28 protein-coding genes are annotated in these 25,948 nt (G+C 68.8%); 11 read left to right on the top strand and 17 right to left on the bottom strand.

The genetic code is table 11. The annotated features are described in order from the left end of the window. Positions 1 to 36: 36 nt before the first annotated feature. The 5 genes from cysW to G6N30_RS03925 form a co-directional block, all read right to left on the bottom strand. Positions 37 to 849, bottom strand: a complete 813-nt coding sequence (gene cysW / locus G6N30_RS03940; RefSeq protein WP_134060179.1) for a sulfate ABC transporter permease subunit CysW — start codon at positions 847 to 849, stop codon at positions 37 to 39. Between the two features lie 7 nt (positions 850 to 856). Beyond that, positions 857 to 1,702: a sulfate ABC transporter permease subunit CysT gene (cysT, locus tag G6N30_RS03935; protein ID WP_134060177.1), complete on the bottom strand. Its 846-nt coding sequence runs from the start codon at positions 1,700 to 1,702 to the stop codon at positions 857 to 859. Further along, positions 1,699 to 2,736 (bottom strand): sulfate ABC transporter substrate-binding protein, encoded by a 1,038-nt coding sequence (locus G6N30_RS03930; protein ID WP_134060175.1) that lies wholly within the window; start codon positions 2,734 to 2,736, stop codon positions 1,699 to 1,701. Before G6N30_RS03930 ends, cysT begins: the two co-directional genes overlap by 4 nt. A gap of 119 nt (positions 2,737 to 2,855) precedes the next feature. Further along, positions 2,856 to 2,948: an Ms4533A family Cys-rich leader peptide gene (locus G6N30_RS27420; RefSeq protein WP_407664695.1), complete on the bottom strand. Its 93-nt coding sequence runs from the start codon at positions 2,946 to 2,948 to the stop codon at positions 2,856 to 2,858. 153 nt (positions 2,949 to 3,101) lie between these two features. Beyond that, complete coding sequence (locus tag G6N30_RS03925; RefSeq protein WP_134060173.1) at positions 3,102 to 3,296, bottom strand: hypothetical protein; 195 nt, start codon at positions 3,294 to 3,296, stop codon at positions 3,102 to 3,104. Between the two features lie 112 nt (positions 3,297 to 3,408). Between G6N30_RS03925 and G6N30_RS03920 the strand changes: the two genes are divergently transcribed. The 3 genes from G6N30_RS03920 (at position 3,409) to mddA (ending at position 6,775) form a co-directional block, all read left to right on the top strand. Beyond that, positions 3,409 to 5,430 (top strand): glycoside hydrolase family 15 protein, encoded by a 2,022-nt coding sequence (locus G6N30_RS03920; RefSeq protein ID WP_134060170.1) that lies wholly within the window; start codon positions 3,409 to 3,411, stop codon positions 5,428 to 5,430. 96 nt (positions 5,431 to 5,526) lie between these two features. After that, positions 5,527 to 5,787: an ANTAR domain-containing protein gene (locus G6N30_RS03915; RefSeq protein ID WP_134060168.1), complete on the top strand. Its 261-nt coding sequence runs from the start codon at positions 5,527 to 5,529 to the stop codon at positions 5,785 to 5,787. A gap of 217 nt (positions 5,788 to 6,004) precedes the next feature. After that, the gene (gene mddA / locus G6N30_RS03910) at positions 6,005 to 6,775 is read left to right on the top strand and encodes a methanethiol S-methyltransferase (RefSeq protein WP_134060166.1); all 771 of its coding nucleotides are present in this window, start codon (positions 6,005 to 6,007) and stop codon (positions 6,773 to 6,775) included. Here mddA and G6N30_RS03905 read toward each other — a convergent pair. Genes G6N30_RS03905 through lepA form a run of 3 tightly spaced genes read right to left on the bottom strand, consistent with a single transcriptional unit; the run spans position 6,772 to position 10,181 of the window. Further along, the gene (locus tag G6N30_RS03905; protein ID WP_134060164.1) at positions 6,772 to 7,473 is read right to left on the bottom strand and encodes a sensor domain-containing protein; all 702 of its coding nucleotides are present in this window, start codon (positions 7,471 to 7,473) and stop codon (positions 6,772 to 6,774) included. The genes mddA and G6N30_RS03905 overlap by 4 nt on opposite strands. A 16-nt stretch (positions 7,474 to 7,489) precedes the next feature. Then, complete coding sequence (locus G6N30_RS03900; protein ID WP_134060162.1) at positions 7,490 to 8,218, bottom strand: sensor domain-containing protein; 729 nt, start codon at positions 8,216 to 8,218, stop codon at positions 7,490 to 7,492. A gap of 43 nt (positions 8,219 to 8,261) precedes the next feature. Then, a complete protein-coding gene (lepA, locus tag G6N30_RS03895; protein WP_163687874.1) occupies positions 8,262 to 10,181 on the bottom strand; it encodes a translation elongation factor 4 in 1,920 nt (639 codons plus the stop codon). A 22-nt stretch (positions 10,182 to 10,203) separates the two neighbouring features. Between lepA and G6N30_RS03890 the strand changes: the two genes are divergently transcribed. Further along, entirely contained in the window at positions 10,204 to 10,830 is a 627-nt protein-coding gene (locus tag G6N30_RS03890) for a type II toxin-antitoxin system PemK/MazF family toxin (RefSeq protein WP_163687385.1), read from the top strand. A gap of 23 nt (positions 10,831 to 10,853) precedes the next feature. Here G6N30_RS03890 and G6N30_RS03885 read toward each other — a convergent pair whose 3' ends face one another. After that, entirely contained in the window at positions 10,854 to 11,480 is a 627-nt protein-coding gene (locus tag G6N30_RS03885) for a GNAT family N-acetyltransferase (protein WP_134060349.1), read from the bottom strand. 215 nt (positions 11,481 to 11,695) lie between these two features. On the opposite strand from G6N30_RS03885, the gene G6N30_RS03880 reads away from it, so the two are divergent. Genes G6N30_RS03880 through G6N30_RS03865 form a run of 4 tightly spaced genes read left to right on the top strand, consistent with a single transcriptional unit; the run spans position 11,696 to position 15,690 of the window. Further along, positions 11,696 to 12,694, top strand: coding sequence for a methionine ABC transporter ATP-binding protein (locus G6N30_RS03880; protein WP_134060157.1), 999 nt, complete (start codon positions 11,696 to 11,698; stop codon positions 12,692 to 12,694). Next, on the top strand, positions 12,691 to 13,374 hold the full coding sequence (locus G6N30_RS03875; protein ID WP_134060154.1) for a methionine ABC transporter permease: 684 nt from the start codon (positions 12,691 to 12,693) through the stop codon (positions 13,372 to 13,374). The genes G6N30_RS03880 and G6N30_RS03875 overlap by 4 nt, the downstream gene beginning before the upstream one ends. Before the next feature lie 10 nt (positions 13,375 to 13,384). Beyond that, the gene (locus tag G6N30_RS03870; protein WP_134060152.1) at positions 13,385 to 14,287 is read left to right on the top strand and encodes a MetQ/NlpA family ABC transporter substrate-binding protein; all 903 of its coding nucleotides are present in this window, start codon (positions 13,385 to 13,387) and stop codon (positions 14,285 to 14,287) included. Then, positions 14,284 to 15,690: an LLM class flavin-dependent oxidoreductase gene (locus G6N30_RS03865; RefSeq protein WP_134060150.1), complete on the top strand. Its 1,407-nt coding sequence runs from the start codon at positions 14,284 to 14,286 to the stop codon at positions 15,688 to 15,690. Before G6N30_RS03870 ends, G6N30_RS03865 begins: the two co-directional genes overlap by 4 nt. 1 nt (position 15,691) lies before the next feature. Here the strand turns inward: G6N30_RS03865 and G6N30_RS03860 are convergent, their stop codons facing one another. Then, positions 15,692 to 16,120 carry a CBS domain-containing protein gene (locus G6N30_RS03860; protein WP_134060148.1) on the bottom strand — a complete coding sequence of 143 codons (429 nt, stop codon included), beginning with the start codon at positions 16,118 to 16,120 and terminating at the stop codon, positions 15,692 to 15,694. A gap of 111 nt (positions 16,121 to 16,231) precedes the next feature. Between G6N30_RS03860 and G6N30_RS03855 the strand changes: the two genes are divergently transcribed. Then, positions 16,232 to 17,089, top strand: coding sequence for a ribonuclease Z (locus G6N30_RS03855; protein ID WP_134060146.1), 858 nt, complete (start codon positions 16,232 to 16,234; stop codon positions 17,087 to 17,089). On the opposite strand, the gene G6N30_RS03850 is transcribed toward G6N30_RS03855, so the two are convergent. The 3 genes from G6N30_RS03850 to G6N30_RS03840 are packed head-to-tail and all read right to left on the bottom strand — an operon-like array spanning position 17,073 to position 20,476. Beyond that, positions 17,073 to 17,912: a transglutaminase family protein gene (locus G6N30_RS03850; protein WP_134060144.1), complete on the bottom strand. Its 840-nt coding sequence runs from the start codon at positions 17,910 to 17,912 to the stop codon at positions 17,073 to 17,075. The genes G6N30_RS03855 and G6N30_RS03850 overlap by 17 nt on opposite strands. A 2-nt stretch (positions 17,913 to 17,914) precedes the next feature. Next, complete coding sequence (locus G6N30_RS03845; protein ID WP_134060142.1) at positions 17,915 to 18,889, bottom strand: alpha-E domain-containing protein; 975 nt, start codon at positions 18,887 to 18,889, stop codon at positions 17,915 to 17,917. A gap of 15 nt (positions 18,890 to 18,904) precedes the next feature. Beyond that, positions 18,905 to 20,476 carry a circularly permuted type 2 ATP-grasp protein gene (locus tag G6N30_RS03840; protein ID WP_163687870.1) on the bottom strand — a complete coding sequence of 524 codons (1,572 nt, stop codon included), beginning with the start codon at positions 20,474 to 20,476 and terminating at the stop codon, positions 18,905 to 18,907. A 246-nt stretch (positions 20,477 to 20,722) separates the two neighbouring features. Here G6N30_RS03840 and rpsT point away from each other — a divergent pair, with 246 nt between their 5' ends. Beyond that, positions 20,723 to 20,983: a 30S ribosomal protein S20 gene (gene rpsT / locus G6N30_RS03835; protein WP_134060140.1), complete on the top strand. Its 261-nt coding sequence runs from the start codon at positions 20,723 to 20,725 to the stop codon at positions 20,981 to 20,983. Between the two features lie 13 nt (positions 20,984 to 20,996). On the opposite strand, the gene holA is transcribed toward rpsT, so the two are convergent. The 4 genes from holA to G6N30_RS03815 form a co-directional block, all read right to left on the bottom strand. Continuing rightward, positions 20,997 to 21,959 (bottom strand): DNA polymerase III subunit delta, encoded by a 963-nt coding sequence (gene holA, locus G6N30_RS03830; RefSeq protein WP_134060138.1) that lies wholly within the window; start codon positions 21,957 to 21,959, stop codon positions 20,997 to 20,999. Positions 21,960 to 21,971: 12 nt separating this feature from the next. Beyond that, positions 21,972 to 23,516 (bottom strand): ComEC/Rec2 family competence protein, encoded by a 1,545-nt coding sequence (locus G6N30_RS03825; protein ID WP_134060136.1) that lies wholly within the window; start codon positions 23,514 to 23,516, stop codon positions 21,972 to 21,974. Next, positions 23,513 to 24,331, bottom strand: a complete 819-nt coding sequence (locus tag G6N30_RS03820; protein WP_134060134.1) for a ComEA family DNA-binding protein — start codon at positions 24,329 to 24,331, stop codon at positions 23,513 to 23,515. The genes G6N30_RS03825 and G6N30_RS03820 overlap by 4 nt, the downstream gene beginning before the upstream one ends. A 93-nt stretch (positions 24,332 to 24,424) precedes the next feature. Continuing rightward, complete coding sequence (locus G6N30_RS03815; protein WP_134060132.1) at positions 24,425 to 24,829, bottom strand: RidA family protein; 405 nt, start codon at positions 24,827 to 24,829, stop codon at positions 24,425 to 24,427. A gap of 50 nt (positions 24,830 to 24,879) precedes the next feature. On the opposite strand from G6N30_RS03815, the gene G6N30_RS03810 reads away from it, so the two are divergent. Beyond that, on the top strand, positions 24,880 to 25,929 hold the full coding sequence (locus G6N30_RS03810) for an NAD(P)H-dependent amine dehydrogenase family protein (RefSeq protein WP_134060130.1): 1,050 nt from the start codon (positions 24,880 to 24,882) through the stop codon (positions 25,927 to 25,929). The last annotated feature ends 19 nt before the right edge of the window (positions 25,930 to 25,948 follow it).

Here is a 25,948-nt window from a genome sequence, read left to right as displayed (position 1 = left end):
GTTCGCTTCCTTGTCGGCCTCGGGGCTGTCCGGGACTCAGTTGTGTTGTCTGGCCCGACGGGCGTCGAGGACCACCTGGAAGACCAGGACGATCACCGCGACTCCCATGAGCAGCGTCGATACGGCGTAGGCGCCGTATTCGGCGCCCCGGTTGTAGCGGTCGGACACCAGCAGCGTCAGCGTCTGTGAGGTACCGGGCAGGTTCGACGACACCATGATGACGGCGCCGTACTCACCTAGTGTGCGGGCGATGGTCAGCACCACGCCATACGTCAGACCCCAGCGGATCGACGGCAGCGTGATCCGCCAGAACGTCTGCCACCACTGCGAGCCCAGGGTCGAGGCGGCCTCTTCCTGGTCGGTGCCGATCTCGTGCAGCACCGGTTCGACCTCGCGGATGACGAACGGCACGGTGACGAAGATGCTGGCCAGCACGATGCCCGGCAGCCCGAAGATGATCTGGAAGCCGAGGTTGTTCTCCACGAAGCCGAAGACCCCCGCCGAACCCCACAGCAGGATCAGCGCGACGCCCACCACCACCGGCGAGACCGCGAACGGCAGGTCGATGACGGCCTGCAACGCGCTCTTGCCGCGGAACTTGTTGCGCGCCAGCACCAGTGCGGTCGGCACGCCGAACAACACATTGAGCGGCACCACGATCGCCACCACGAGCAGCGACAGCTGCAGTGCGCTGATCGCGGCGGGCGTGCCGATCGATTCGATGAACGCACCCAGCCCGGGTGAGAAGGTCCGCCACAGGATCAGACCGACCGGCACCACCACCAGCACCAGGATGTAGGCCAGGGCGACGAAGCGCAGCGCATAGCGCGTCGCCGGCGACAGTGTCATCTCGCGCTCACCCCACGATCTCTTCTCGCTTGGCTGCCCGCGCCCCGAGCGCGCGCAGGATCAACAACACGACGAACGAGATCAGCAGCAGCACAATGGAGATCGCGGCTGCCCCGGTGCGGTCGTCGTTCTCGATCAGCGTGCGGATCCACTGTGAGGACACCTCGGTCTCGCCAGGGACCGCGCCGCCGATCAGCACCACGGAGCCGAACTCGCCGATGGCGCGGGAGAACGCCAGCCCCGCACCCGACAGCAGCGACGGCAGCAGCGCGGGCAGGATGATCTTGGTCAGGATGGTCCAGTTGTTGGCCCCCAGCGACGCGGCCGCCTCCTCGACCTCCCTGTCCAGCTCCAGCAACACCGGCTGCACGGAGCGCACCACGAACGGCAGCGTCACGAACAGCAGCGCGATCCCGACGCCCCATTTGGTGTGCTGCAGATGCAGGTCGACCGGGCTCGCCGGCCCGTAGAGCGCCAGCATGACCAGGCTCGCGACGATCGTCGGCAGCGCGAACGGCAGATCGATGACCGCATCGACCAGCCGCTTGCCCGGGAAGTCGTCGCGGGTCAGCACCCACGCCACCAACAGCCCGAACACGGCGTTGATCACCGTCACCCCGACCGAGATGGTCAGCGTCACACGGAACGACTCGAGTGCGGCGTTGCCGGTGACGGCGCGGTAGAACGCCTCCCAACCACCGCCCACGGACTGCCACAGGATCGCGGCCAGCGGCAGGAGCACGATGACGCTCAGCCAGATGGTCGCGACCCCGACCCGAAGGGACGCCGTACCGCGGCGCCGGGCGAGACCGCCCGGCGCCCGGGCGGTGTCGCCGTCGACGGCAGTGATCATCCAGTGGCCTGGGTGTAGATCTTGGTGATCGACCCGGTGTCCTTGTTGAACAGCTCGCTGTCGACCTTCTGCCAGCCGCCCAGGTCGGCGATCGTCCACAGCTTCTCCGGGGCGGGGAACTCATCGGCGAACTCCTCGGCGACCGCGGGGTCGACGGGACGGAACCCGGCCTCGGCCCACAGCTTCTGCGCCTCGGGGGTGTACTGGAAGTTCACGAACGCCTTCGCCTGCTCCAGATGCCGGCTGGAGCTGACCACCGCGACCGGGTTCTCGATCTTGAACGTCTGCGGGGGGTTGAAGTAGTCGAATTTGTGGCCCAGGCGGCGCGAGTTGATCGCCTCGTTCTCGTAGGCCAGCAGCACGTCGCCGCTGCCCTGCAGGAAGACGTCGGTGGCCTCGCGCCCGGAGCCGGGCCGCAGCTTGATGTGCTCGCTCACCAGCTTGTTGACGTAGTCGAGGCCGGCCTGCGGGTTCTTGCCGCCGTCACTCTTCACCGCGTACGGGGCGAGCAGGTTCCACTTCGCCGAACCGGAGCTCAGCGGGCTGGGGGTGATGACCTCGACGCCCGGCTTGAGCAGGTCGTCCCATCCGCGGATGCCCTTGGGGTTGCCCTCGCGGACCATCAGGCTGACCACCGAGCCGAACGGGATTCCCTTGGTGGCGTTGCTGTTCCAGTCCTCGCTGACCTTGCCGGACTTCACCAGGCGGGTGATGTCGGGTTCGACCGAGAAGTTGACCACGTCGGCGGGTTTACCCGAGTCGACGCCGCGGGACTGGTCGCCGGATGCGCCGTAGGACGCGGTGACGCCGACACCCTTGCCCTCCTCGGTCGCCGCGAAGGCCGGGATGACCTTCGCCCAGCCCGGCTCCGGAACGGCGTAGGCGACGAGGGTCAGCGTGGTCTCCGCGGCTGAACCGCCGTCCTCACCCGCGACGTCGCTGGCACCACCCCCACAGGCCGCGAGCAGGGACGCCGTCGCGGCGAGCGCCGCGGCGGCCCGCCAGCGTGTGGGGGTCTTGACTGAGCTGAGCATCGATGGCCTTTCGGTTGTTTTCCGTCGAGTACAGGACATGTCCCGTCACACGCTGGCGGCAACGAAAAGGCGCACATCGAGAAAGCCGTCGCCGAACCCCAACCGCGTAACGGGTGGATTCAGCGACAACAGTGAACGTCAGCAACCGCGCAGGGACCCACGGCAATGAGCGCCAAGATGTGGCACTCGTTGTTGCCGGACGCCGGATGCATGGCGCGAAGAATAACAGAGGCGGATCGACGGCTCAGCGCAAGTGCCCAGGACGTCATCGATACCGAGCGGTCAGCGAGTCATCAGCCACGCGACGATGACCAGCAGGACCAGGACGACGAGGATCAAGGTCACCCGCGAGCGGGGCATGCCGGTCATGACGATTCCGGCCCGTCGTGGCGGGCGCGCCGCAGCACACGGACACCCGCGGCCAGCGCACCGTCGAGGATCACCGCCACACCGTAGGCCAGCAGCAAGGCCACCGGCATCACCACGGCCGTCTGCGCGACGAAGCCAAGACCGGTCAGCCAGAGCTCGACGCCGTCCCACCAACTCAGGAATGCGTCCACCGCGCCAGACTATGCGATCGGCCGGCCCCACCCTTGCCTGCCTCGGGTTCAGCAATGTCCGGCGGGCGGTTTGAGTAGACGCCGACCAGGTCGGCAGCCGATGATGACGGGCATGGTTCTGCAACACACCGAGCCCACCGACGAGGCGGCGCCGATCGGTCAGCCCGCCTATCTGCCCGACACCCCGTTGACGGTGACGGCGCCGGTGCCGTACTCGCCGACGGGCGGTCTGCGGAACCCCTTCCCCCCGATCGCCGACTACGGCTTCCTGTCCGACTGCGAGAACACGTGCCTGATCTCCTCGGCCGGGTCCGTGGAGTGGTTGTGCGTGCCGCGCCCGGACTCGCCGAGCGTGTTCGGCGCGATCCTCGACCGCGGCGCCGGTCACTTCCGGCTCGGCCCGTACGGCGTGACGGTGCCCGCGGCGCGGCGCTACCTGCCGGGCAGCCTGATCCTCGAGACCACCTGGCAGACCCACACCGGGTGGCTGATCGTGCGCGATGCGCTCGTGATGGGCCCCTGGCACGATCTGGAAGCGCGCTCCCGCACGCACCGCCGCACGCCGATGGACTGGGATGCCGAGCACATCCTGCTGCGCACCGTGCGTTGCGTCAGCGGCACGGTCGAGCTGGTGATGAACTGCGAGCCGTCCTTCGACTACCACCGGGTCAGCGCCGAGTGGGAGTACTCGGGTCCGGCCTACGGCGAGGCGATCGCGCGGGCCAACCGCGACGCCGATTCACACCCGACACTGCGGCTCACCACCAACCTGCGGATCGGGCTGGAAGGCCGCGAGGCCAGGGCGCGCACCCGGCTCAAAGAGGGCGACAACGTGTTCGTCGCGCTGTCCTGGTCGAAGCACCCGGCGCCGCAGAACTACGACGAGGCCGCCGACAAGATGTGGCAGACCAGCGAGGCGTGGCGGCAGTGGATCAACGTCGGCGACTTCCCCGACCACCCGTGGCGGGCGTACCTGCAGCGCAGCGCGCTCACCCTCAAGGGCCTGACCTACTCCCCGACCGGCGCACTGCTGGCGGCGAGCACCACCTCGTTGCCGGAAACCCCTCAGGGCGAACGCAATTGGGATTACCGCTACGCCTGGGTGCGCGATTCGACGTTCGCCCTGTGGGGCCTCTACACGCTGGGCCTGGACCGCGAGGCCGACGACTTCTTCGCCTTCATCGCCGACGTGTCGGGCGCCAACAACGGTGAACGCCACCCGCTGCAGGTGATGTACGGCGTCGGTGGTGAACGCAGCCTGGTCGAGGAGGAACTGCACCACCTCTCGGGATACGACGGCGCGCGGCCGGTCCGGATCGGCAACGGCGCCTACAACCAGATGCAGCACGACATCTGGGGCACCATGCTCGATTCGGTGTACCTGCACACCAAGTCGCGCGAGCAGATCCCCGAGGCGCTGTGGCCGGTGCTCAAGAACCAGGTCGAAGAGGCCATCAAGCACTGGAAGGAACCCGACCGCGGCATCTGGGAGGTGCGCGGCGAACCGCAGCACTTCACCTCGTCGAAGGTGATGTGCTGGGTGGCGTTGGACCGCGGCGCGAAACTCGCCGAGCTGGAGGGCGAGAAGAGTTACGCCCAGCAGTGGCGCGACATCGCCGATGAGATCAAGGCCGACATCCTGGCCCACGGCGTCGACGACCGGGGCGTGTTCACCCAGCGGTACGGCCACGACGCGCTGGACGCCTCGCTGCTGCTGGTGCCGCTGGTGCGCTTCCTGCCGCCGGACGATCCGCGGGTGCGGGCCACGGTGCTGGCGATCGCCGACGAACTCACCGAGGACGGGCTGGTGCTGCGCTACCGCGTCGAGGAGACCGACGACGGACTGGCCGGCGAGGAGGGCACATTCACGATCTGCTCGTTCTGGCTGGTCTCGGCGCTGGTGGAGATCGGCGAGGTCAGCCGTGCCAAACGCCTGTGTGAACGGTTGCTGTCGTTCGCCAGTTCGCTGCATCTCTACGCCGAGGAGATCGAGCCCCGCACCGGTCGCCACCTCGGCAACTTCCCGCAGGCGTTCACCCACCTGGCGTTGATCAACGCGGTGGTCCACGTCATCCGTGCCGAGGAGGAGGCCGACAGTTCCGGAGTGTTCGTCCCCGCCAACGCGCCGACGTAGGAAACGTTCAGCTCGGCGTCAGATTCACGGTGTATCGATGTCTTGTCAAACGCAGCGCCGGCCCAGCACGATGGTGCTGTCAGTAAGGGGAAGAGCATGGACAACCGGATCACGGACGCGACGTCGCGCCGGGTCATCGACATCGCGATCGGCATCCTGGTGGGCCTGCGCGGCTGCACCGAACGCCAGGCGTTCGACGAACTGGTCGCCGTGGTGAAGGAGACGGGTCTCGGATTGAGTCGCGTGGCAACCGGTTTGGTGGCGCTGGCGGCCGGATCGTCCTCGGCCGACCACGCCGAGGCGTTCACCGTCTGGGGCGATCTGATCCGCGGCGCCCGGCGGGTCCCGACGGCCTAGCTTTCGGGGCTTCCCGACCTCCGGCGGACGGTCTACCGTTGACGTGTGGCCACCACGGCCGCCACGAGACGTGATCTCGCCCGCCGCCGATACCGCGGATCCCCGTACCGGCCGGAGCGAAGCGCGATTCTCCACTCCGGCACGCCTTTCCACCGAAGATGCGGCCGCCTTGGGCGCCGGTCACGCCGTCGCGGACACAGCAATCCGGGAGGGCATCATGAGTCGGATCCTCGCCGCTGCATACGGCATCGTCAGCTATGTGGTGTTCCTCGCCGCATTCCTGTACGCGATCGGCTTCGTCGGCGACTTCGGGGTGCCGCGCACCGTCGACCACGGAGTCGAGGCGCCGATCGGCCAAGCGGTCGTCGTGAACCTGGTGTTGCTCGGGTTGTTCGCCGTGCAGCACAGCGTCATGGCGCGCCCCGCGTTCAAGCGGCGGTGGACACGTTGGGTGCCGCCGGTGATCGAGCGCAGCACCTTCGTGCTCGTCGCGAGTCTGCTGTTGTTGCTGCTGTTCTGGCAATGGCGGACCATGCCCCAAACCGTCTGGGACGTCTCGTGGGCGCCCGGGCGGTTCATGCTGTGGGTCGCGTTCTGGGCCGGCTGGGCGACGGTGCTCGCGTCCACGTTCATGATCAACCACTTCGACCTGTTCGGTCTACGACAGGTGTATCTGGGTTGGCGGGGTCAGCCGTACACCGGCCTGAAGTTCCAGACGCTGCTGCTCTACCGGGTGGTGCGCCACCCGATCATGCTCGGCTTCATCGTCGCGTTCTGGGCGGCGCCGACCATGTCCGCCGGCCACCTGCTCTTCGCCGTCGCCACCACGGCCTACATCATGGTCGCGCTGCGCTTCGAGGAGCACGATCTGGTCGAGGAGTTGGGCGACGAATACCGCACCTACCGGAGCCGCGTGCCGATGCTCATCCCGGGTCTGCATCGCGACCATGGACGCGCGCCGACCACCCCGTCGGGTGCGCCGGGTTAGCGGACCGCCTCGGCGGCGTTGGCCACCATCTCGGTCGCCATGGTGGCCGCTTCGTCGGCGAGGGTGAACGCACACGCCCACGCCTCGACGGTCAGATTCGACACCGCCGACAGCGCGTGCTGGCAGGCCCAGCCGTCGGCGTCCCGCTGGACCGACATCTGCGTCAGGAGGGATCCGTCGGCGATCACCGACTCCATGTCCCACACCGAGTGCACCACGCCGTCGTCGACAGTCAATTCGATGCCCGAACAGGTATCCCACATCGCGCGGGCGCTGTCGAAGAACCGTCGCGCCTCGCGTTCGGACGGGTAGAGCACCGCAGTCTGCTCCACCCAGTGCTCGTTGCCCTCACCGGGCTCGCGCGCCACCTGGTCGCGCATCGTCGTCCAGTCGCTGTCGGCGTAGACGGGCTCCTCGGCGCCGAACATCGCGCCGAGGCAGGCCGGATCCGACACGGCACCGGAGTGATCGGTCATCTCCTCCACATCGCTGGTGATCGTCATCCGGGTGGACCCAACGATGCCGTTGAGCTCGCCGATGGTCAGCAGCACCTCGGCCAGATGGGTGTCCGACAGCGGCGGCACGTCCGCAGGCACGATGTCCGCCGGCCGAACGGCCGTGCCCGACACCGTGTTCGCACAGCCGGCCAGCAGCGCCACCGCAACCAGTGCGACCGCCGCGATCCGGCCCGTGCGCATATCCCCCCGCCTGCCGTCAGCCGGTCAGTTTCTCGAGCATCAGCGCGGCGACGTCGACCGCACCGCCCGCGCCACCGGCTCTCGCGCCGGCGATGTCGGTGACCTCGACGTCGACGATCGAGTCACCCGCCACGCCGAGCGCCCGCTGAATCGGCATCCCGCTGCCCGCTGCCTCGTGGACGACGACCGCCGACACCACCGGTCCGTCGACGCGCACATCGGTGATACGGCTCTGTTCACCGGCGGCCGTCCCGCCCCGCTGCAGCACCATCGTCCGGCCGTCGCAGTCCCGCCAGTCCTGCGCCGCGGCGGCGAAGAACGCCTGCGCTTCGTCGGCCGAGGCCAGTTGCACGACGCCGAAGAAGCCGCTCAGGGCGGGGCCGTCGACGGTTCCGGCCGCCCATGACCTGCTGGCCACCGACCGCACCGAGCTGGCGCCGTAGACGGCCTCCTGCAGCCGGTAGGTGGTGCTGACGCATTCCACCGGGGTGGCCTCGGCCCGGTCGACGCCGCGCAGCAGGGTGTCGGCCCCGCCCGCGACGAGTTGGCCCATCAGCCCGGTGGGGGCGATGCCCAGGGCGTCGGACAGTTCGTCGGTGGTGGGCAGCACGACCTCGAGCGCCCGCGCCGGCCCGGGCGCGGCGGCAGGCGCCTGCTCGACCGCCACACCGTCGACGGTCGCCGAGCAACCGGCGGCGAACACGCACGTCGCGGCCAGGACCGGAGCCAGGCGTGGTGTGCGCATGCTTTTCTCTAGCACGCGAGCGTCGCGCCTGCGACCGTTCGGCCTACTTCTTGGGTTTGTCCCCGGCCGCGTCGGTCGACAAGGCCGCCACGAACGCCTCCTGCGGCACGTCGACCCGGCCGATGGTCTTCATCCGCTTTTTGCCTTCCTTCTGCTTCTCGAGCAGCTTGCGCTTGCGGGTGATGTCACCGCCGTAGCACTTGGAGAGCACGTCCTTGCGGATGGCGCGGATGTTCTCGCGGGCGATGATCTTCGAGCCGATCGCCGCCTGCACCGGCACCTCGAACTGCTGGCGCGGAATGAGTTCCTTGAGTTTGGTGGTCATCTTGTTGCCGTAGGCGGCCGCGCTGTCTTTGTGCACGATCGCGCTGAACGCGTCGACGGCCTCGCCCTGCAGCAGGATGTCGACCTTGACCAGCGCCGCCTCCTGCTCGCCCGCCTCCTCGTAGTCGAGGCTGGCGTAGCCGCGGGTGCGCGACTTCAGCGAGTCGAAGAAGTCGAAGATGATCTCGCCGAGCGGCATGGTGTAGCGCAGCTCCACCCGCTCGGGCGACAGGTAGTCCATGCCGCCGAGCTCGCCGCGACGGGACTGGCACAACTCCATGATCGTGCCGATGAATTCGCTGGGTGCGATCACCGTCGTCTTCACGACGGGCTCGAAGACCGTGCGGACCTTGCCTTCGGGCCAGTCCGACGGGTTGGTGACGACCAATTCGGTGCCGTCGTCCTGCACGACGCGGTAGACGACGTTCGGCGAGGTGGAGATCAGGTCGAGGTTGAACTCCCGCTCGAGGCGTTCGCGGGTGATCTCCATGTGCAGCAGGCCGAGGAATCCGCAGCGGAAGCCGAAGCCCAGCGCCACCGACGTCTCGGGCTCGTAGGTCAGGGCGGCGTCGTTGAGCTGCAGTTTGTCCAGCGCGTCGCGCAGCACCGGGTAGTCCGAGCCGTCGACCGGGTAGAGCCCGGAGTACACCATCGGCTTGGGCTCGCGGTATCCGGTGAGCGCTTCGGTGGCGCCCTTGCGGGCGGTCGTGACGGTGTCACCGACCTTCGACTGGCGGACGTCTTTCACGCCGGTGATGAGGTAACCCACCTCACCGACGCCGAGCCCCGCCGACGCCTTGGGCTCCGGGGAGACGATGCCGACCTCGAGCAGTTCGTGGGTGGCCCCGGTCGACATCATCGCGATGCGCTCGCGGGGGGTGATCTTGCCGTCGACGACGCGGACGTAGGTGACCACGCCGCGGTAGATGTCGTAGACCGAATCGAAGATCATCGCGCGGGTGGGGGCGTCGGCGTCACCGGTGGGGGCCGGGATCTGGCGGACCACCTCGTCGAGCAGTTCGGTCACCCCGGCACCGGTCTTACCGGATACGCGAAGCACGTCGGACGGTTCGCAGCCGATGATGTGGGCGATCTCACCGGCGTAGCGGTCCGGGTCGGCGGCGGGCAGGTCGATCTTGTTGAGCACCGGGATGATGGTCAGATCGCGGTCCAGCGCCAGATACAGGTTGGCCAGCGTCTGGGCCTCGATGCCCTGGGCGGCGTCGACCAGCAGAACCGCGCCTTCGCAGGCCTCCAGCGCGCGGGACACCTCGTAGGTGAAGTCGACGTGGCCGGGGGTGTCGATGAGATGCAGGACGAATTCTTCGCCATTGACCGTCCACGGCAAGCGCACGTTCTGCGCCTTGATGGTGATGCCGCGTTCGCGCTCGATGTCCATGCGGTCCAGGTACTGCGCACGCATGTCACGGTCGGCGACGACGCCGGTCAGCTGCAGCATCCGGTCGGCCAGCGTCGACTTGCCGTGGTCGATGTGGGCGATGATGCAGAAGTTCCGAATCTGCGCCGGCGCGGTGAAGGTCTGGTCGGCGAAGCTGCTGATGGGAATCTCCTGGTAAACGTCGAAACGGGGCACGTGTGCGCACCTCAAGGGTATCGACCGAGGTGCCTCACGGCACAATCGCGCCCGGCCGTCCTCACCTATGCTCGAAAACATGGCGTCGCAATGGAAGACGTTTCAGCGGTTGGCGGAGAAGCTTGTGTTCCAGGAGGCACCGAAGGTGATCCGCCAGCTCCAGCAGTCCGAGAACCGGCCGCGCACCGTGCAGCAGGGCATCCAACAGGGTCTGAAGATCGGCCTCGGGGTGGGTCTGTCGGCGCTGGCCGGCGCCTCCACCGCGTCCGCGCCGGCCATCGCCGCGGGCCGCCCGGTCACGCGGAACAGCGTCCCGACCGCGCACCGCGCCCGCAAGATCGTCTACGCGCCCGATCTCGACGGGCGCGCCGATCCGGGCGAGATCGTGTGGACCTGGGTGGCCTACGAGGACGACCCGAGCCGCGGCAAGGACCGCCCGGTGCTGGTCGTCGGCCGCGACCGCCGGATGCTGCTGGGGCTGATGCTATCCAGCCAGGACCACCACCACGACGACCGGAACTGGGTCACGATCGGCGCGGGCAGCTGGGACTACGACGGGCGGGTCAGCTGGGTGCGGCTGGACCGGGTGCTCGACGTCCCCGAGGAGGGCATCCGCCGCGAAGGCGCGATCCTCGACCGCGAACGGTTCGAGGCGGTCGCCACCCGGCTGCGCGCCGAGTACTCCTGGAGCTGAGTCACCCCTCTGGAGCTATCGCGTCACCGTGGCCGCCGCCACATGGGCCACAGCGACGGGCCGCCGTTCGGCACTTTCAACTCCCCAGTGACCTCGAAGCCGAACCGCTCGTAGTACGGAATGTTGTCGGGATTGCTGGACTCCAGGTACGCCGGCGCGTACTCGGCGTCGCAGCGGTCGAGCCGTGAGCGCATCAACGCCTGCCCGTACCCGCCGCCTCGCACGGTCGGATCGCTGCCGATGATCGCCAGGTACCAGTGCGGCTCTTCAGGGTGGTGCTCCTTCATCAACTCGGCGACTTGCTGCCCGTGGCCCACCCGGTTGCCGAAGGCGCGGATGAACGCCGGCATCATCAGGAACTCCTCGAGACGCGTCTGCTTCCATCGGCCGGGCGGATCCCACAGGGCAGCCGCGCCCAGGCCCGCACCGGCGGAAGCCACTTCGACGCCGCCGCCGCGCAGAAAGTGGTGGCGCGTCATGGTGGCGAACATGCGCTCGAGACCGCGGGCGCGCGCCGCATCGTCGGGCAGCACCCACGTCATCACCGGATCGTCGTAGAAGGCGCGCCCGAGCACCTCGGACAGCACTCGGACATCCGGTCTGCGCCCGGGACGGACCTCGACAGCAACCACCCGCCCACCATCGCACATGGTCATGCCGCAGCGGCCGCGTTCGGCAACATCGCGGCTACCGGTTCAAATCAGGGTGAGCACAACGTCATTCAGATCACGGCGATCCGGAGCGTGTACGGCGGTCGCGAAACTGCGTACGTTTTGCGCCTGTCTGCCCGCGCCGGTCGCCGGCGCACTTCTCCGCCTCACCCACCCGTGCAGCGCCGACTGCCCCAGAAGACCAGCGAGCCCCCATGATCGAGATCGAGAACCTGACCAAGAGGTTCGGCGACCGCACCGTGCTCGACGACATCTCGTTGTCCGTCGCCGCCGGTGAGATCCTCGCCGTCGTCGGACCCAGCGGTGCGGGCAAGAGCACGCTGTCGCGGTGCGTGAGCTTCCTGGAACGGCCCACCAGCGGATCCGTCCGCGTGGACGGCAAGGACTTCACCCGGCTCGATGGCGCCGAGTTGATCGCGGCGCGGCGCAAGATCGGCGTCATCTTCCAGACCGCACCACTGCTGCGCAGGCGCACGGTCGCGCAGAACATCGCGCTGCCGCTCGAATACCTGCGCGCCACTGATGATTCCGTGACCAAGCGGGTCGCCGAACTGCTCGACCGCGTCGGCCTCGCCGATCGCAGCCACTACCACCCCGCGCAGCTGTCGGGCGGCCAGCGTCAGCGGGTGGGCATCGCCCGCGCGCTCGCGCTCGGACCGTCGGTCCTGCTCTCCGACGAGGCGACCTCGGGTCTCGACCCGGCCACCACGCGCTCGATCCTCGCGCTGCTCAGCCACCTCCGCGAGGAGTTCGGCCTCTCGATCATCCTGATCACCCACGAGATGGAGGTGGTCCGCGAGATCGCGGACTCGGTGGCCCGCATCGACAACGGTCGCATCGTCGAGAGCGGCTCGGTCACCGACGTCATCCTCGATCCCGGTTCGGCGCTGGCGCGGGAACTGCTGCCCGAACGGCCCAGCGTGCCGCTGCTCGGTGACGGCGAGGTCTGGGAGGTGTCCTACGCCTCGCGCGACGTGCCGTTGGACTGGCTCACCTCGATCCAGTCGGTCCCGGGCATCTCAGACGCCCAGGTCAGCGTGCTCAGCGCCAGTGTGGAGGCGATCCGCGGGGTGGCGGTGGGCCGCGCCGTGCTGGCCATCTCCCCCGGCGCTCCAACGGGATTCGCCGAGTACCTCACCGACCGCGGGCTGCACGTGCGGATTTCGGCGACCGCGCGGAAGGCGGCGGCATGACCTACCTCGCCGCCGAGGACTTCAACACGCCGTGGGCCGACGTGCCCGATCTGTTGCTGCCCGCCTACGGCGAGACCTGGCTGATGGTCGGCATCACGATGGCGCTGGTGGTGGCGATCGGCATCCCGGTCGGCATCACGCTGCACAACACCTCCGAACTCGGGCTCTACCCCAACGCGCGGATCTTCGCGGTGCTCAACACGGCCGTGAACATCGGGCGGTCCCTTCCGTTCCTGATCCTCATGGCCGCGATCATCCCCGTCACGCGGTTCATCGTCGGCACCACGATCGGCATCCAGGCGGCGATCGTGCCGATGACCGTCGCCGGGGTCCCGTTCTTCGCCCGGCTCGTCCAGAACGCGCTGCGCGAGGTGCGGCCCGATGTCGCCGACATGGGACTCGTCTCAGGCGGATCCACGCTGCAGGTCATCAGGACCGTACAGCTCTCCGAGGCGCTGCCCGGCCTCGCCGGAGCGCTCACCGTCAACACCATCGCGATGATCGAGTACTCCGCCATCGCCGGATCGATCGGCGCAGGCGGCGTGGGCAACCTCGCAATCACCTACGGCTACAACCGATTCGACGACAACATCATGATCGCCACCGCTGTGTCGCTGATCATCACGGTTCAGATCGTCCAGTTCACCGGCGACCGCGTCGTCAAGGCCCTCACCCGCTGAAAGGAAACCCATGACCAGCCACACCAGTTCGCCCGCCGGACCCGGCATCGACCTCGAGATCAAGAAGCGCAGACGGTGGCCGTGGATCGCCGGCGCGATCGTCGCGGTCGCCGCCGTCACCGGCGGCATCGTCTACGCCAACGTGTCCAACGAGGACAAGCCGTTCGGTCCCAACCTCAAGGTCGCGACGTGGAGCACCGACATCGCCGCCGAGAACCTGCTGGGCTACATCGCCGACAACATCGCACCGTCGCACGGGATCACGATCGAACCCGTCCAGATCGACAACCTCATCGAGATCAACCGCGCCGTGGACGCCGGCAACGTCGCGGGCAACTTCTTCGAACACCAGCCGTTCCTCAACGACGCGATCGCCGCCAACGGTTTCGAACTCACCCTTGCCGCACCGACCTTCACGTGGGACCAGGCCACCTACTCCGACCGCTACCGCAGCTGGGAGCAGCTGCCCGACGGCGCGCGGATCGCGCTGCGCGACGACCCAGCCGGACAGGCCATCGCGCTGCTCGACCTGGCCGAGGCCGGCCAGATCACGCTGAAACCCGGTAAGGACACGGTGGCCGGGCTGCCGCAGCTCGGGGACATCGCGACGAATCCCAAGAACTACCGGTTCGTGCAGGTGCCGATCGGCCAGCTCGCCCGCAGCCTCGCCGACGTCGACGCGGTCGTCGTGCACATCTCCGACGTGTACGCCGCCGGGCTGACCGAGGAGCAGATCCTGGCCCGCCATCCCGCACCCGCGGGCAGCGAGGGCGGACTGGTGGTCAGCAACCGCCACCTCGACGATCCCAACGTGCAGAAACTGATCGCGACCTTCAAGGACCCGAAGATCGCCGAGTTCCTCGAGACCACCGACAACAAGCTGATCCGCGACACCCTGGGACCGATCTCATGAGCAAGCCGCTCTACTTCTCGGCGTTCGTGATGAACACCGCATCGCACGTCCTGCACGGACTGTGGCGCGATCCGAGTGCCCACAACCACGAGTTCAACTCACTACGGCACTGGACCTCTCTGGCCACGACCGTCGAGAAGGCCGGGTACGACCTGTTGTTCTTCGCCGACGTGTTCGGATTGCGGGCGCCGTGGAACGGCAACTGGCGCAAGGCCGTCGAGGGCGGGATCCAGGTGCCGGTCAACGATCCGTCGGTGCTCGCCTCGGCGCTGGCCACGGTGACCGAAACGCTGGGCATCGTCTTCACCAGCTCCATCGTTCAGGACCATCCGTTCAATTTCGCGCGGCGGATGTCCTCGCTGGACCACTACACCGAGGGCCGGCTCGGGTGGAACATCGTGACCAGCTTCAACGAGAACATGTTCCGCAGCTTCGGCCATGACGGCACTCTCGGCCACGACGAACGCTACGAATGGGCCTACGAGTACCTCGATGTCGTCTTCAAGCTGTGGGAGGGCTCATGGGACGAGAGCGCACTCGTGCAGGACAAGGCCCGCGGCGTGCACTCCGACCCGGCCAAGATCCATCGCATCAACCACGTCGGCAAGCGCTACCGGGTGGAGGGTCCGCACTTCACCTCGCCGTCGCCGCAACGCACGCCGGTGCTGTTCCAGGCAGGCGCCTCACCGGCCGGGCAGCTGTTCTCCGCGCGCAACGCCGAAGGGGTGTACATCAGCAGCCCGAATCCCGCTGCGGCGCATGCCCTGACGTCCGAGACCAGGGCGCTGGCCGTCGAGAACGGTCGCGATCCCGCGGACATCACGTTCGCGCAGGGGCTGTCGTTCGTGATCGGCGACACCCACCGTGAGGCGGTCCGCCGCAACGACGAGATCAAGCGGTACCTCGACCTCGAAGGGGTCGCGCTGCACGCGCTCGGCGATGCGGGCGTGGACGCGGGCCGGTTCCCGCTGGAGACGCCGCTGAGCGAACTCGGTGAATTCACCGGTGTGCAGGGTTTCGCGCGGTGGGCGGCCGAGGCGTCGGGTAATGCCGAACCGACGATCCGCGACCTCGCCTGGGTGCTGGAGGGGGCGAACCGTGTCGTCGGCACCGCCGAGGAGATCGCCGATCTCCTCGAGGAGTGGCGGGAGGCCGGTGTGGACGGCATCAACGTCTACCACGCCACGGTGCCGGGGACATTCACCGAGGTGGCCGACCGGCTGTTCCCCACGCTGCGCGAGCGGGGCCTGATCGCCACCGACAAGTCGGGGACACTGCGCCACAAACTGCTCGGGCGCGGAGATCGATTGCCGGACAACCATCCGGCCGCGGCCTACCGCGGTGCGTTCGGCGACAACACCCTGCTCGACCCGGCGGACGAACCCGTCAGCGCCGCGCGGTGACTCAGCCGCCGGTGATGTAGGCCTGCAGCTGTTCCTGCTCCGCCTGCAACTGCTCCATCCGGGTCTTGACCACGTCGCCGATGCTCACGATGCCGGCCAGTCGGCCGTTCTCGAGCACCGGCACGTGCCGGACGCGGTTGTTGGTCATCAGCGCCGCCAGGTCGTCGACCGGATCGTTCGGCGTACAGGTCACCACGACGCCGGTCATGATCTCCGACACGGGCATGCGCAGCAAGTCGGCGCCGCGCACCTGGAGCTGGCGCACCACATCGCGTTCGGAGACCATGCCGACCATCCCGTCGGGACCCACGACCACCATGGCCCCGATGTTGTGGGTGGCCAGCTCCGCGAGCAGGCCGGTGACCGTCGTCGTCTCCGTGATGGTGGCCACCGCCGAACCCTTGCCGCGCAGCACGTCCGCTATCCGCATCGCCGCCTCCCGCTGTTGTGATTCGGCTCACACCAGGCTAGATCGGTTTTGCTGTCGACGGAATAGCGGAATCGCTTCCCGACCGCGGCCGGGTGGAGTACCCATGAGCCCATGATCGAGGTGACCCTCCTGGGAACCGGCAGTCCCATCCCCGATCCGCGGCGGGCCGGACCGTCGACGCTGGTGCGGGCCGGGGGTCAGGCCTTCCTCGTCGACTGCGGACGCGGAGTGCAGCAGCGGATGGCCGCGGCCGGAATCGGCGCCAACGGGTTGACCGCACTGCTGTTGACGCATCTGCACAGCGACCACATCGCCGACCTCGGCGATCTGCTGATCACGCGATGGGTGACGACGTTCACCGAGCAGGTGCCGCTCCCGGTCATCGGCCCGCCCGGCACCGCCGAGGTCGTCGAGGCGACGCTCACGGCGTTCGGCCACGACATCGGCTACCGCATCGCCCACCACGCCGACCTGACCGCACCTCCGCCGGTCGAGGTGCGTGAGGTCACCGACGGCCCGGTGTGGGACCACGACGCCGTGCAGATCCGGGTGGCGCCGACCGATCACCGGCCCGTCGCCCCCACCATCGGATTCCGGATCGAACACGACGGCGCGTCGGTCGTGCTGGCCGGGGACACCGTGCCGTGCGAGAGCCTCGATGCGCTCGCCGCTGGTGCAGGCGCATTGGTGCACACCGTGATTCGCAAGGACCTCGTCGAGCTGATGCCCCAGCAGCGCTTCCGTGATATCTGCGACTACCACTCGTCGGTCGAGCAGGCCGCCGCCACCGCGGAGCGCGCCCGCGTGGGCATCCTCGTGCTGACCCACTACGTGCCGGGCATCGCTCCCGGCCAGGAGGAGGACTGGCGGGCGCGGGCGGCCGCCGTGTTCCCTCGCCAGGTCGAACTCGGCGACGACCTCCACCGCGTCGAGGTGCACCCCGGGGTGTGCGTCAGGCCAGGCGGGTGATCTCCACGACGACGTCGAGGTCGGTCGACCCCTCACCGGAGTAGATGCCCTTGAGCGGCGACACGTCGGAGTAGTCGCGCCCGACGCCCACGCTGATGTACTGCTCGTTGATGTCGACGTCGTTGGTCGGGTCGTAATTCCACCAGCCACCCGTCCACGCCTGGATCCACGCGTGGCTCTCGCCTTCGACGGTGTCACCGACCCCGGCCTTCTGCCTGGGGTGTAGATAACCGGACACGTAGCGCGCAGGGATTCCCATGCTGCGCAACAGGATCAGCGAGAGGTGCGTGAAGTCCTGGCACACGCCCTTGCCCGCGCGCAGCGCGTCGAGTCCCGACGAGTACACCCCGGTCTTGCCGGTGACGTAGTCGAGTTCGCTGTGCACCCAGTTGGCCGCGGCGGTCACCGCCTCGTACGGGTCGTGGTATTTCGCGATGCGCTCCCCCACCCGCGCGATCCTCTTGCTCTGCGGCGTGTAGTCGGTTGGGGTGAGCACCTCGTCGAACCGGTCGATGACCGCCTCGGAGCGCAGGTCCTCCCACGTCACCGTCTCCGCGGGATGCTCCCCGACGTCGGTCTCGACGACCGACGACGCCGTCACCTCGAGTTCGGTGTGCGGTGCGTGCAGGTCGAACGCCGTGACCGCCGTACCCCAGTAGTCGACGTAGCGGTACTGCCGGGTGGCAGGCGCCGTCTCGATCCGGTTGAGGATCACGTTCTGCCGATTGTCCGACCGCGGCGTCAGCCTCGCCTCGTTGAACGACGCGGTGACCGGCGACTTGTAGGCATAGCCCGTCGCGTGCACCACCCGCATCCGCCACATTGTCAGATCTCCCCTTCCTCGATGACCAGCGAATTGCGGCCGGCGTCAGTCCAGGCCACCCACGGCGCGACGTGAAAGAACTGCAGCGCCAACGCTTCTCCGAGGTCGCTGCACATCTTCTGCAGGCCGGCCAGCCGCTGTTCGAGCGACTCGAGCAGGACACCGGGCTGCATGAACTCCAGCTCGCTGCGCGCCCGGCCCAGCAGGCGCTGCGGCTCGGCGGTGGCGCCCAGCCGGTTGTGCGGACGGTTGAGCAGCTCGTCGAGGTTGTGCTCGGCCAGCCGCAGCGAGTAGAAGACCGACCGCGGGAACAGCCGGTCCAACAGCATGAACTCGACGACGCGGGCGGCGTCGAGCGCACCGCGATAGGTGCGCAGGTACGTGTCGTGCGCACCGGCGGAGCGCAACAGCGTGACCCACGCCGGCGACGACGCGCTGTCGCCGACCCGCGAGAGCAGCAGTCGCACGGTCATGTCGACGCGTTCGATCGCGCGGCCCAGCACCATGAACCGGTAGCCGTCGTCGCGGCTGAGCGTGGAATCCGCCAGCCCGGCGAACATCGCCGCGCGACCCTCCACATACGAGAGGAACTCGTGCGGCCCGAGGCGCCTGGCGGCGCGTTCGCGTTCGGCGAGCGCGTTGTAGGTCGTGTTGAGGCACTCCCAGATCTCGGTCGAGGTGACTTCCCGTGCGCCGCGGGCGTTCTCCCGCGCCGCGGAGATCGCGTCGACGATCGAGGTGGCGCCCACACCGTCGCGGGTGAACGCGACGAGGTCGGTGAGCGACCACACGTCGAGCGCGTGGTCGGGCGCTTCCATCCCGAGCACCCGCAGCAGCGTCCGCGACGCCTGGTCGGGGTCGACGCTGGAGTCCTCGAGCAGTTGGTGCACCGTGACGTCGAGGATGCGCGCGGTGTCGTCGGCCCGCTCGACGTAGCGGCCGATCCAGTACAGCGATTCGGCGTTGCGTGCCAGCATCACTACCTCACCGCCTCACTGCTGCTGCTGCTGCTGTTGCAGCTGTTCGGCTGTCTGGGAGTCCGCATCCTTCTCCGTCTTCGTGGCCTTGGCCTGCTTGGGTAGCGAACGCACCACCTCGGCGGCGGCGAGCTCCCGGTCGGCGACCGAGGTGCGCGACGCCAGCACCCAGGTGTCCTTCGACCCGCCGCCCTGACTGGAGTTGACCACCAGCGACCCCTCGGGCAGCGCGACGCGGGTGAGGCCACCGGGCAGCACCCACACGTCGTCACCGTCGTTGACGGCGAACGGCCGCAGGTCGACGTGGCGGGGCGCCAGCTTGCCACCGATCCGGGTCGGCACGGTCGACAACTGCATCACCGGCTGGGCGATCCACCCGCGCGGGTCGTTGCGGATCTTCTTGCAGATCGTGGTGAGCTCCTTCTCCGAGGCGTCGGAACCGAAGACGATGCCGTAGCCGCCCGAGCCCTCCACGGGTTTGATGACCAGCTCGTCGATGCGGTCGAGCACCTCTTCGCGCTCCTCGTCGAGCCAGCACCGGAAGGTGTCGACGTTCGCGAGCAGCGGTTTCTCGCCCAGGTAGTACTCGATGATCGTCGGCACATAGGTGTAGACGAGTTTGTCGTCACCGACCCCGTTGCCCACCGCACTGGAGATCACGACGTTCCCGGCCCGTGCGGCGTTGAGCAGTCCGGCCACGCCGAGCACCGAATCGGGGCGGAACTGCATGGGATCGAGGTATGCGTCGTCGATGCGGCGGTAGATCACGTCGACCTGCCGCTCACCGCCCGTCGTGCGCATGTAGACGGTGTTGTCGCGGCAGAACAGGTCGCGGCCCTCGACGAGTTCGACGCCCATCTGGCGCGCCAGCAGCGAATGTTCGAAGTACGCCGAGTTGTAGACCCCCGGCGTGAGCACCACGACCGTCGGATCGGCCACGTTGGACGCGGCGGCGTTGCGCAGCGCCCGCAGCAGGTGCGACGCGTAGTCACCGACCGCCCGCACCCGGTGGGTGGCGAACAGGTTGGGGAACACCCGCGCCATCGTGCGGCGGTTCTCCATCACATATGACACCCCGGACGGGGACCGCAGGTTGTCCTCGAGGACACGGAAATTGCCCTGATCGTCGCGGATCAAATCGATACCCGCGACGTGGATGCGCACACCGTTGGGCGGGTTGATGCCGGCAGCCTCACGGTGGAAGTGCTCGCAGGACGTGACCAACCGGCGCGGGATGACGCCGTCGCGCAGGATGTGCTGCTCGCCGTAGATGTCGTCGAGGTACGCCTCGAGCGCGCGCACGCGCTGGGTGATGCCACGTTCCAACCGGGTCCATTCGGCGGCCGAGATGACCCGGGGCACGAGGTCGAGCGGCAGCGGTCGCTCCTGCCCGGACAGCGAGAACGTGATGCCCTGGTTGACCAGCGCGCGGTCCAGGGCGTCCGCGCGAGCCTGCAGGTCAGAGGCGTCCGACGGGGCGAGCTCCTTGAGAATGCCCTTGTAGGGGCCGCGCACGTTGCCCTGCTGATCGAACATCTCGTCGAAGGCCTGGTCGTAGCCACCGACACTGTTGTAACCGGCGAAGATCCCCTCGTGCTTCTTGGTCCGGGCGCCGTTCGGGCGGGAGGATCGGGAGGATTGAGAAGACTCGGTCGGCAGGGTGCGAAGGCTCACACCCCACACTTTGCCCCACGCCTGGGGTTCCGGCAGATCAGCGGGGCTCACTTTGGTCGATCCGCTGCTGCGCTGGTAACCTGAGCAGTCGCTGCCCGCCGGTCGGCGCGGCCGAAGACTTTGCACCATCCACCCGAGATCTAAAGGACAGCTCTAAACGTGGCCAACATCAAGTCGCAGGAAAAGCGCATCCGCACCAACGAGCGTCGGCGGCTGCGCAACCAGTCCGTGAAGTCCTCGCTGCGCACCGCGGTGCGCGGGTTCCGTGAGGCGCTGGACGCCGGCGACAAGGACAAGGCCGCCGAACTGCTCGCCTCGACCAGCCGCAAGCTCGACAAGGCCGCCAGCAAGGGCGTCATCCACAAGAACCAGGCCGCCAACAAGAAGTCGGCGCTCGCGGTCGCGCTCAACAAGCTCTGAGCACGTCTCCCCGCTAGTCGGCCGCCAGTTCGGCGACTCTGCGCACCGCTGACTCGAGGGCGTAATCGGCATCGGCCGCTGCGCCCTTGACGTCTGCGTTGAGTGCTGCGACCAGCCGCATGGCCTCCGCGACCGACGCCCGCGTCCACCGCCGCGACTGCTTCTGCGCCTTCTGCACCCGCCACGGCGGCATACCCAGCTCACCGGCCAGCCGGTAGGGATCACCCGACAGCGGGCCCACCCGGGCGATGGTGTGCACCGCCTCGGCCAGCGCGTCGGCCAGCACCACCTGCGGCTCACCGCTGAGCATCGCCCACCGCAGCGCCTCGGCCGCGCCCGCGACGTCGCCGGTCACCGCCTTGTCGGCGATGTCGAAGCCCTTCACCTCAGCCTTGCCGGAGTGGTACCGGCGCACCGCCGCCGCACTCACCTCGCCCGCGGTGTCGGCCACCAACTGCGAGCACGCCGCCGCCAGTTCGCGGATGTCGGAACCCACCGCGTCGAGCACCGCGGTGACGGTGTCGTCGGTGACCTTCACCTTGTGCGAACGGAACTCTTTGCGCACGAAATCCGCGCGGTCCGCGGCCTTGACGATCTTGGCGCACGGATGCACTTCGGCGCCGAGTTTCTTGAGCTGATCGGCCAGCGCCTTGGCGCGGCCCCCGCCCGAGTGGGCCACGACGAGCATCGTGCCCGGCGGCAGGTCGGCGGCCGCCGTGGCGATCAGCGCTGCCGCGTCCTTTCCCGCCTCCGCGGCCGAATCGAGCACGACCACTCGTTCGTCGGAGAACAGCGACGGGCTGAGCAGTTCGGCGAGTTCGCTGGTGCTCACCTCCCCGGCGCGCAACCGGTTGACCGGCACATCGTCGGTGCCGGCGAGTTTGCGCGCGCTCTTGAGGACGGCGGCGACCGCGCGCTCGACGAGAAGTTCCTCGTCACCCAGGACCAGATGGAGGGCTGCGACCTGTTGGCTCACCCGAGAATGGTGTCACGCCGCGCCGACACCGCCGAGCGCGGCGTGGCCGGACAGCGACCAGGCCACCAGACCGAGCACCACCGCCCCCGCGGCGATCCGCGCCCACCGCCACCGCCACAGCACCACGAGCCCGATCCCACCCAGCGCCACCGACCCCACCCCGGCCCATCCGGAGGGCACCGGCACGGATGAGCCGGGCACCGCGGCCGCCCGTTCGGCCACGCTCATCAGCCACCACAGCTGTGGCCCGGTGAACCGGATCAGCAGTCCGGCACCCGCCGGCCACAGCGGGCACAACGCCGCGGCGGCGGTGCCGATCACGGTGATCGGCGGAATGACCGGTGCGACACCCACATTCGCCAATACCGACACGAGGCTGACACTGCCCGAGATGCCCGCCACCAACGGTGCGGTCACCAGTTGCGCCGCCAACGCGATGCTCACAGCGTCGGCGAGCGGTTTGGGCCAGCCCCGCGCGCACAGCCGCCGCGACCACACCGGCGCGATCACGACCAGCCCGGCCGTCGCCGCAACCGACAGCGCGAAGCCGGCGTCGACAGCCAATTCCGGCGCGGCGATCAGCAGGACCAGCACGCTGGCCGCCAGTGCGGGAATCGCCTGTCTGCGGCGGTGTGTGACCATCGCGACCAACGCGATGGCACCCATCACCGCGGCCCGCAACACACTCGCCGACGGTTGCACGACCACCACGAACGCGACCAGCGCCAGGCCCGCCAGCGCGACCGCGGCCCGCGGGCCCAGCACCGCCGCGCTGAGCAGCACGGCACCGCACACGATGGTCACGTTGGCCCCCGACACCGCGGTCAGGTGGGCCAGCCCGGCCGCCCGGAAGTCCGCAGTGGTCTGAGCCGGCACCGCCGCGGTGTCGCCGAGCACGAGTGCGGGCAGCATCGCGGCCTGGTCGACCGGCAGCACCCCTCGCGCGGCGTCGGTGAAGTCGGTGCGGATCTGCTGGGCCGTCCGGTGCACCGGTGCCGCCTCGCCCACCACCGCCTCGTCGGTCGCCGACAGCACCGCCACCGTGAGGTCTCTCCGCATCGGCCTGCCGATCCGCGCGCGGAACGCGGCCGGGCGGCCTGCGCTCACGTCCGAGAAACCCGCTACCGACGCGAACACGACGACCCTGCCGCCCATGGCCCGCCCGTCCACGTCGTGCAGGACGGCGCGGAACATCAGCCGTGCGCCGCCGACTGGTCGCGGGCTGTCGCTCGGGGTGACGGTCACCGCCGCCGTCGCCCCGTGAAGCGCGGCGATCGGGTGGTGACGCAGCTGGTCGGCGCGTGCGCTCACCGCCACCGCGAACGCCGCACCCACCACCGAGACCGCCGCCAACCCCGCAGCGGCCACCCGCAGCGCGTCGGTCGTTGTCGCCTCGCCGCTGCCCCACACCGCTGCCGCAGCCGTCACGGCGACACCTGCCAGCAGCACCAGGATCGCGGCGGCGAGGTGCCACTGGATACCTGCCGCGGTCACCGCCCACGCGGTCGCGGCCGCGGGCACCAGCCGCAGATCGAGCGGCGCCGCGTCGTCGGTCACACATAAACCAGCTCACGGAGTCTGGCCAGCCTCGCCGGCCCGATGCCGTCGACCTCACCGAGTTGGTCGACGCTGCCGAACGGACCGTTGGCGTCCCTCCATGCGACGATCGCCGCGGCGGTCACCGGCCCGACACCCGGCAGCGTGTCGAGCTGTTCGACGGTCGCGGTGTTGAGGTTCACCGGCTCACCCGGCGATCCGGTCTTCTCGGCCGGCGCGGAACCGGATGAATCAGACGGTGCCGCGCCGGTGGCGTCGGCGCCCGTCGTCGAGCTGCCCATGGTGGCCGGCTGGCCCGGGGCGGGCGCGATCCCGACGATGATCTGTTCCCCGTCGGTCAGCCTTCGGGCCATGTTCAGCCCGATCAGATCGGCACCGTCGACCGCTCCCCCCGCGGCTTCCAGCGCGTCGGCGATGCGGGCTCCCGCGGCGAGCGTGACCAATCCGGGCCGGTGAACCAGCCCGACGACGCTGACCACCACCGGCTGGTCCGGTCCGGGTGGCCCCGGCTTCGGCGCCGCCGACGACACCATCTCGACCTCGGGCAGTTTCGCCGCCACCACCGGTGGCGGGTCGTCACGCCACAGGGTGAACACGGTGACCAGTACGGCGAGCACGCCCACGACGGCGAGCCCGACGACGCCGGCACGGCCCGGATCGGCGCGCACGGTCGCCAGCCAGCCCGGCCGATCGGGTGTGGCGGTGTCGGGCAGCCACCGGGACAGCGCGGTGTCGGGTCGCGCCTCGTTCTGGTCGGGCTCCTCTTCGGCGCCGAGTCGTCGGTGCAGCCGCTCGGCCGGCTCTTCGGTCCGCATGTGCCCGACGGTAGGGACGCCCTCCGTCGACTCAGCCGCGATCGCCGCTCCAGCGGGTGTGGCTGTGCACAGACGCGGCGCTGTGGAGAACTGTCAGCGACCCCAGCCGTCGGCGCGCCAGCACGTCCAGTCGAGTTCCACGCGGGCGCCGACCGCCAGACCGGTGACTCCGACACACGTCCGCGACGGCAGCCGGTCAGGGAACCACGCGGCGTAGGCGGTGTTGAACGCCGCGTACTCCGTCCAGTCGAGCAGGTACGCCCGGACCGAGACCACGTCGTCCAGCCCACCGCCGCAGAGTTCGGTGACCCGCAACAAGTTTCGCAGCACCTGATCGGTCTGCTCCTGGATGCTCGTGCCGACGACATCGCCGGTGCGGTCCGTCGGCATCTGGCCGGTCACGTAGAGCGTCTGGGCCGCGGCGGTGGCGTGGGCGAACGGGGCCACGGCGGGAGGAACACCGTCGTCCGGTGTGAAAGTGAAGGATCGGATCGTCATCACCCCTAGTGTCTAGGAGCGAATCGCAGACTCGACGAGGAGGCTCGCCTATGACGACACCCACCAGGCCGCTGCGCGTGATCCAGTGGACCACCGGCAACATCGGCAAGCGGTCGCTGCACGCGATCATCGGCCGCGACGATATGGAACTGGTGGGCGTCTACGCGCACGGCGCCGCCAAGGTCGGGGTCGACGCGGCCGATCTCGCGGGCTGGCCGGAACCGACCGGAGTCACCGCCACCGACGACATCGACGCGCTGGTGGCGCTGCGGCCCGACGCCTGCTGTTACAACCCGCTGTGGCCGGACATCGACGAGCTGACCCGACTGCTCGAGGCCGGGATCAACGTGTGCTCCAGCGCGGCGTGGATCACCGGTGGCAAGCAGTCGCCGGAAGACCTCGACCGCATCCGGAAGGCCTGCGAGACGGGCAGATCCACGATCTTCGGCAGCGGTGCCCATCCAGGCATGACGAACATGGTCGGGATGGTGCTGTCCGGTGCCTGTGAGCGTGTCGACGAGATCCGCATCACCGAGTCAGTGGACTGCTCGACCTATGAGTCGGCAGGCACCCAGACCGCGATGGGGTTCTCGCAGGATCCCGACACGCCGGGACTGGCCGAAAGCGTCCGCCGGGAGAGCGAGGTCTTCGCCGAGTCCGCGGCGATGATGGCCGACGCGATCGGCGCGACGCTCGACCGTATGACCTTCGATGTTGAATTCAGCACGGCCACAGGCGACACCGACCTGGGTTTCATGCAGATCCCGGCGGGCACCGTCGCGGGCGTGTACGGCTACCACCGCGGCTGGGCCGGTGACCGCAACGTCGTCAGCGTCGGATTCAACTGGATCATGGGCGACCACGTCACCCCGCCGAAACCGCTCGAGCACGGCCACGTCATCCAGGTGTTCGGCGTACCCAACATGCGCACGGTGTTGCACTGCCTGCCGCCGCGAGACTGGACCGAACCGGGATTCATGGGCCTCGGGATGATCTACACCGCCATGCCGGTGACCAACGCGGTGCCCGCGGTGGTCGCCGCACCGCCGGGCATCGTGACGCTCAAGGACCTGCCGCCGGTCACCGGCCGCGTCGGCTGACGCGGCGAGCGCGCCGAGC

Source organism: Mycolicibacterium litorale (genome assembly GCF_010731695.1).
GTDB classification, from domain to species: Bacteria; Actinomycetota; Actinomycetes; order Mycobacteriales; family Mycobacteriaceae; genus Mycobacterium; species Mycobacterium litorale.
Note: the sequence above shows the minus strand (reverse complement) of the source record. Positions and strands in the feature narration are given on the sequence as shown.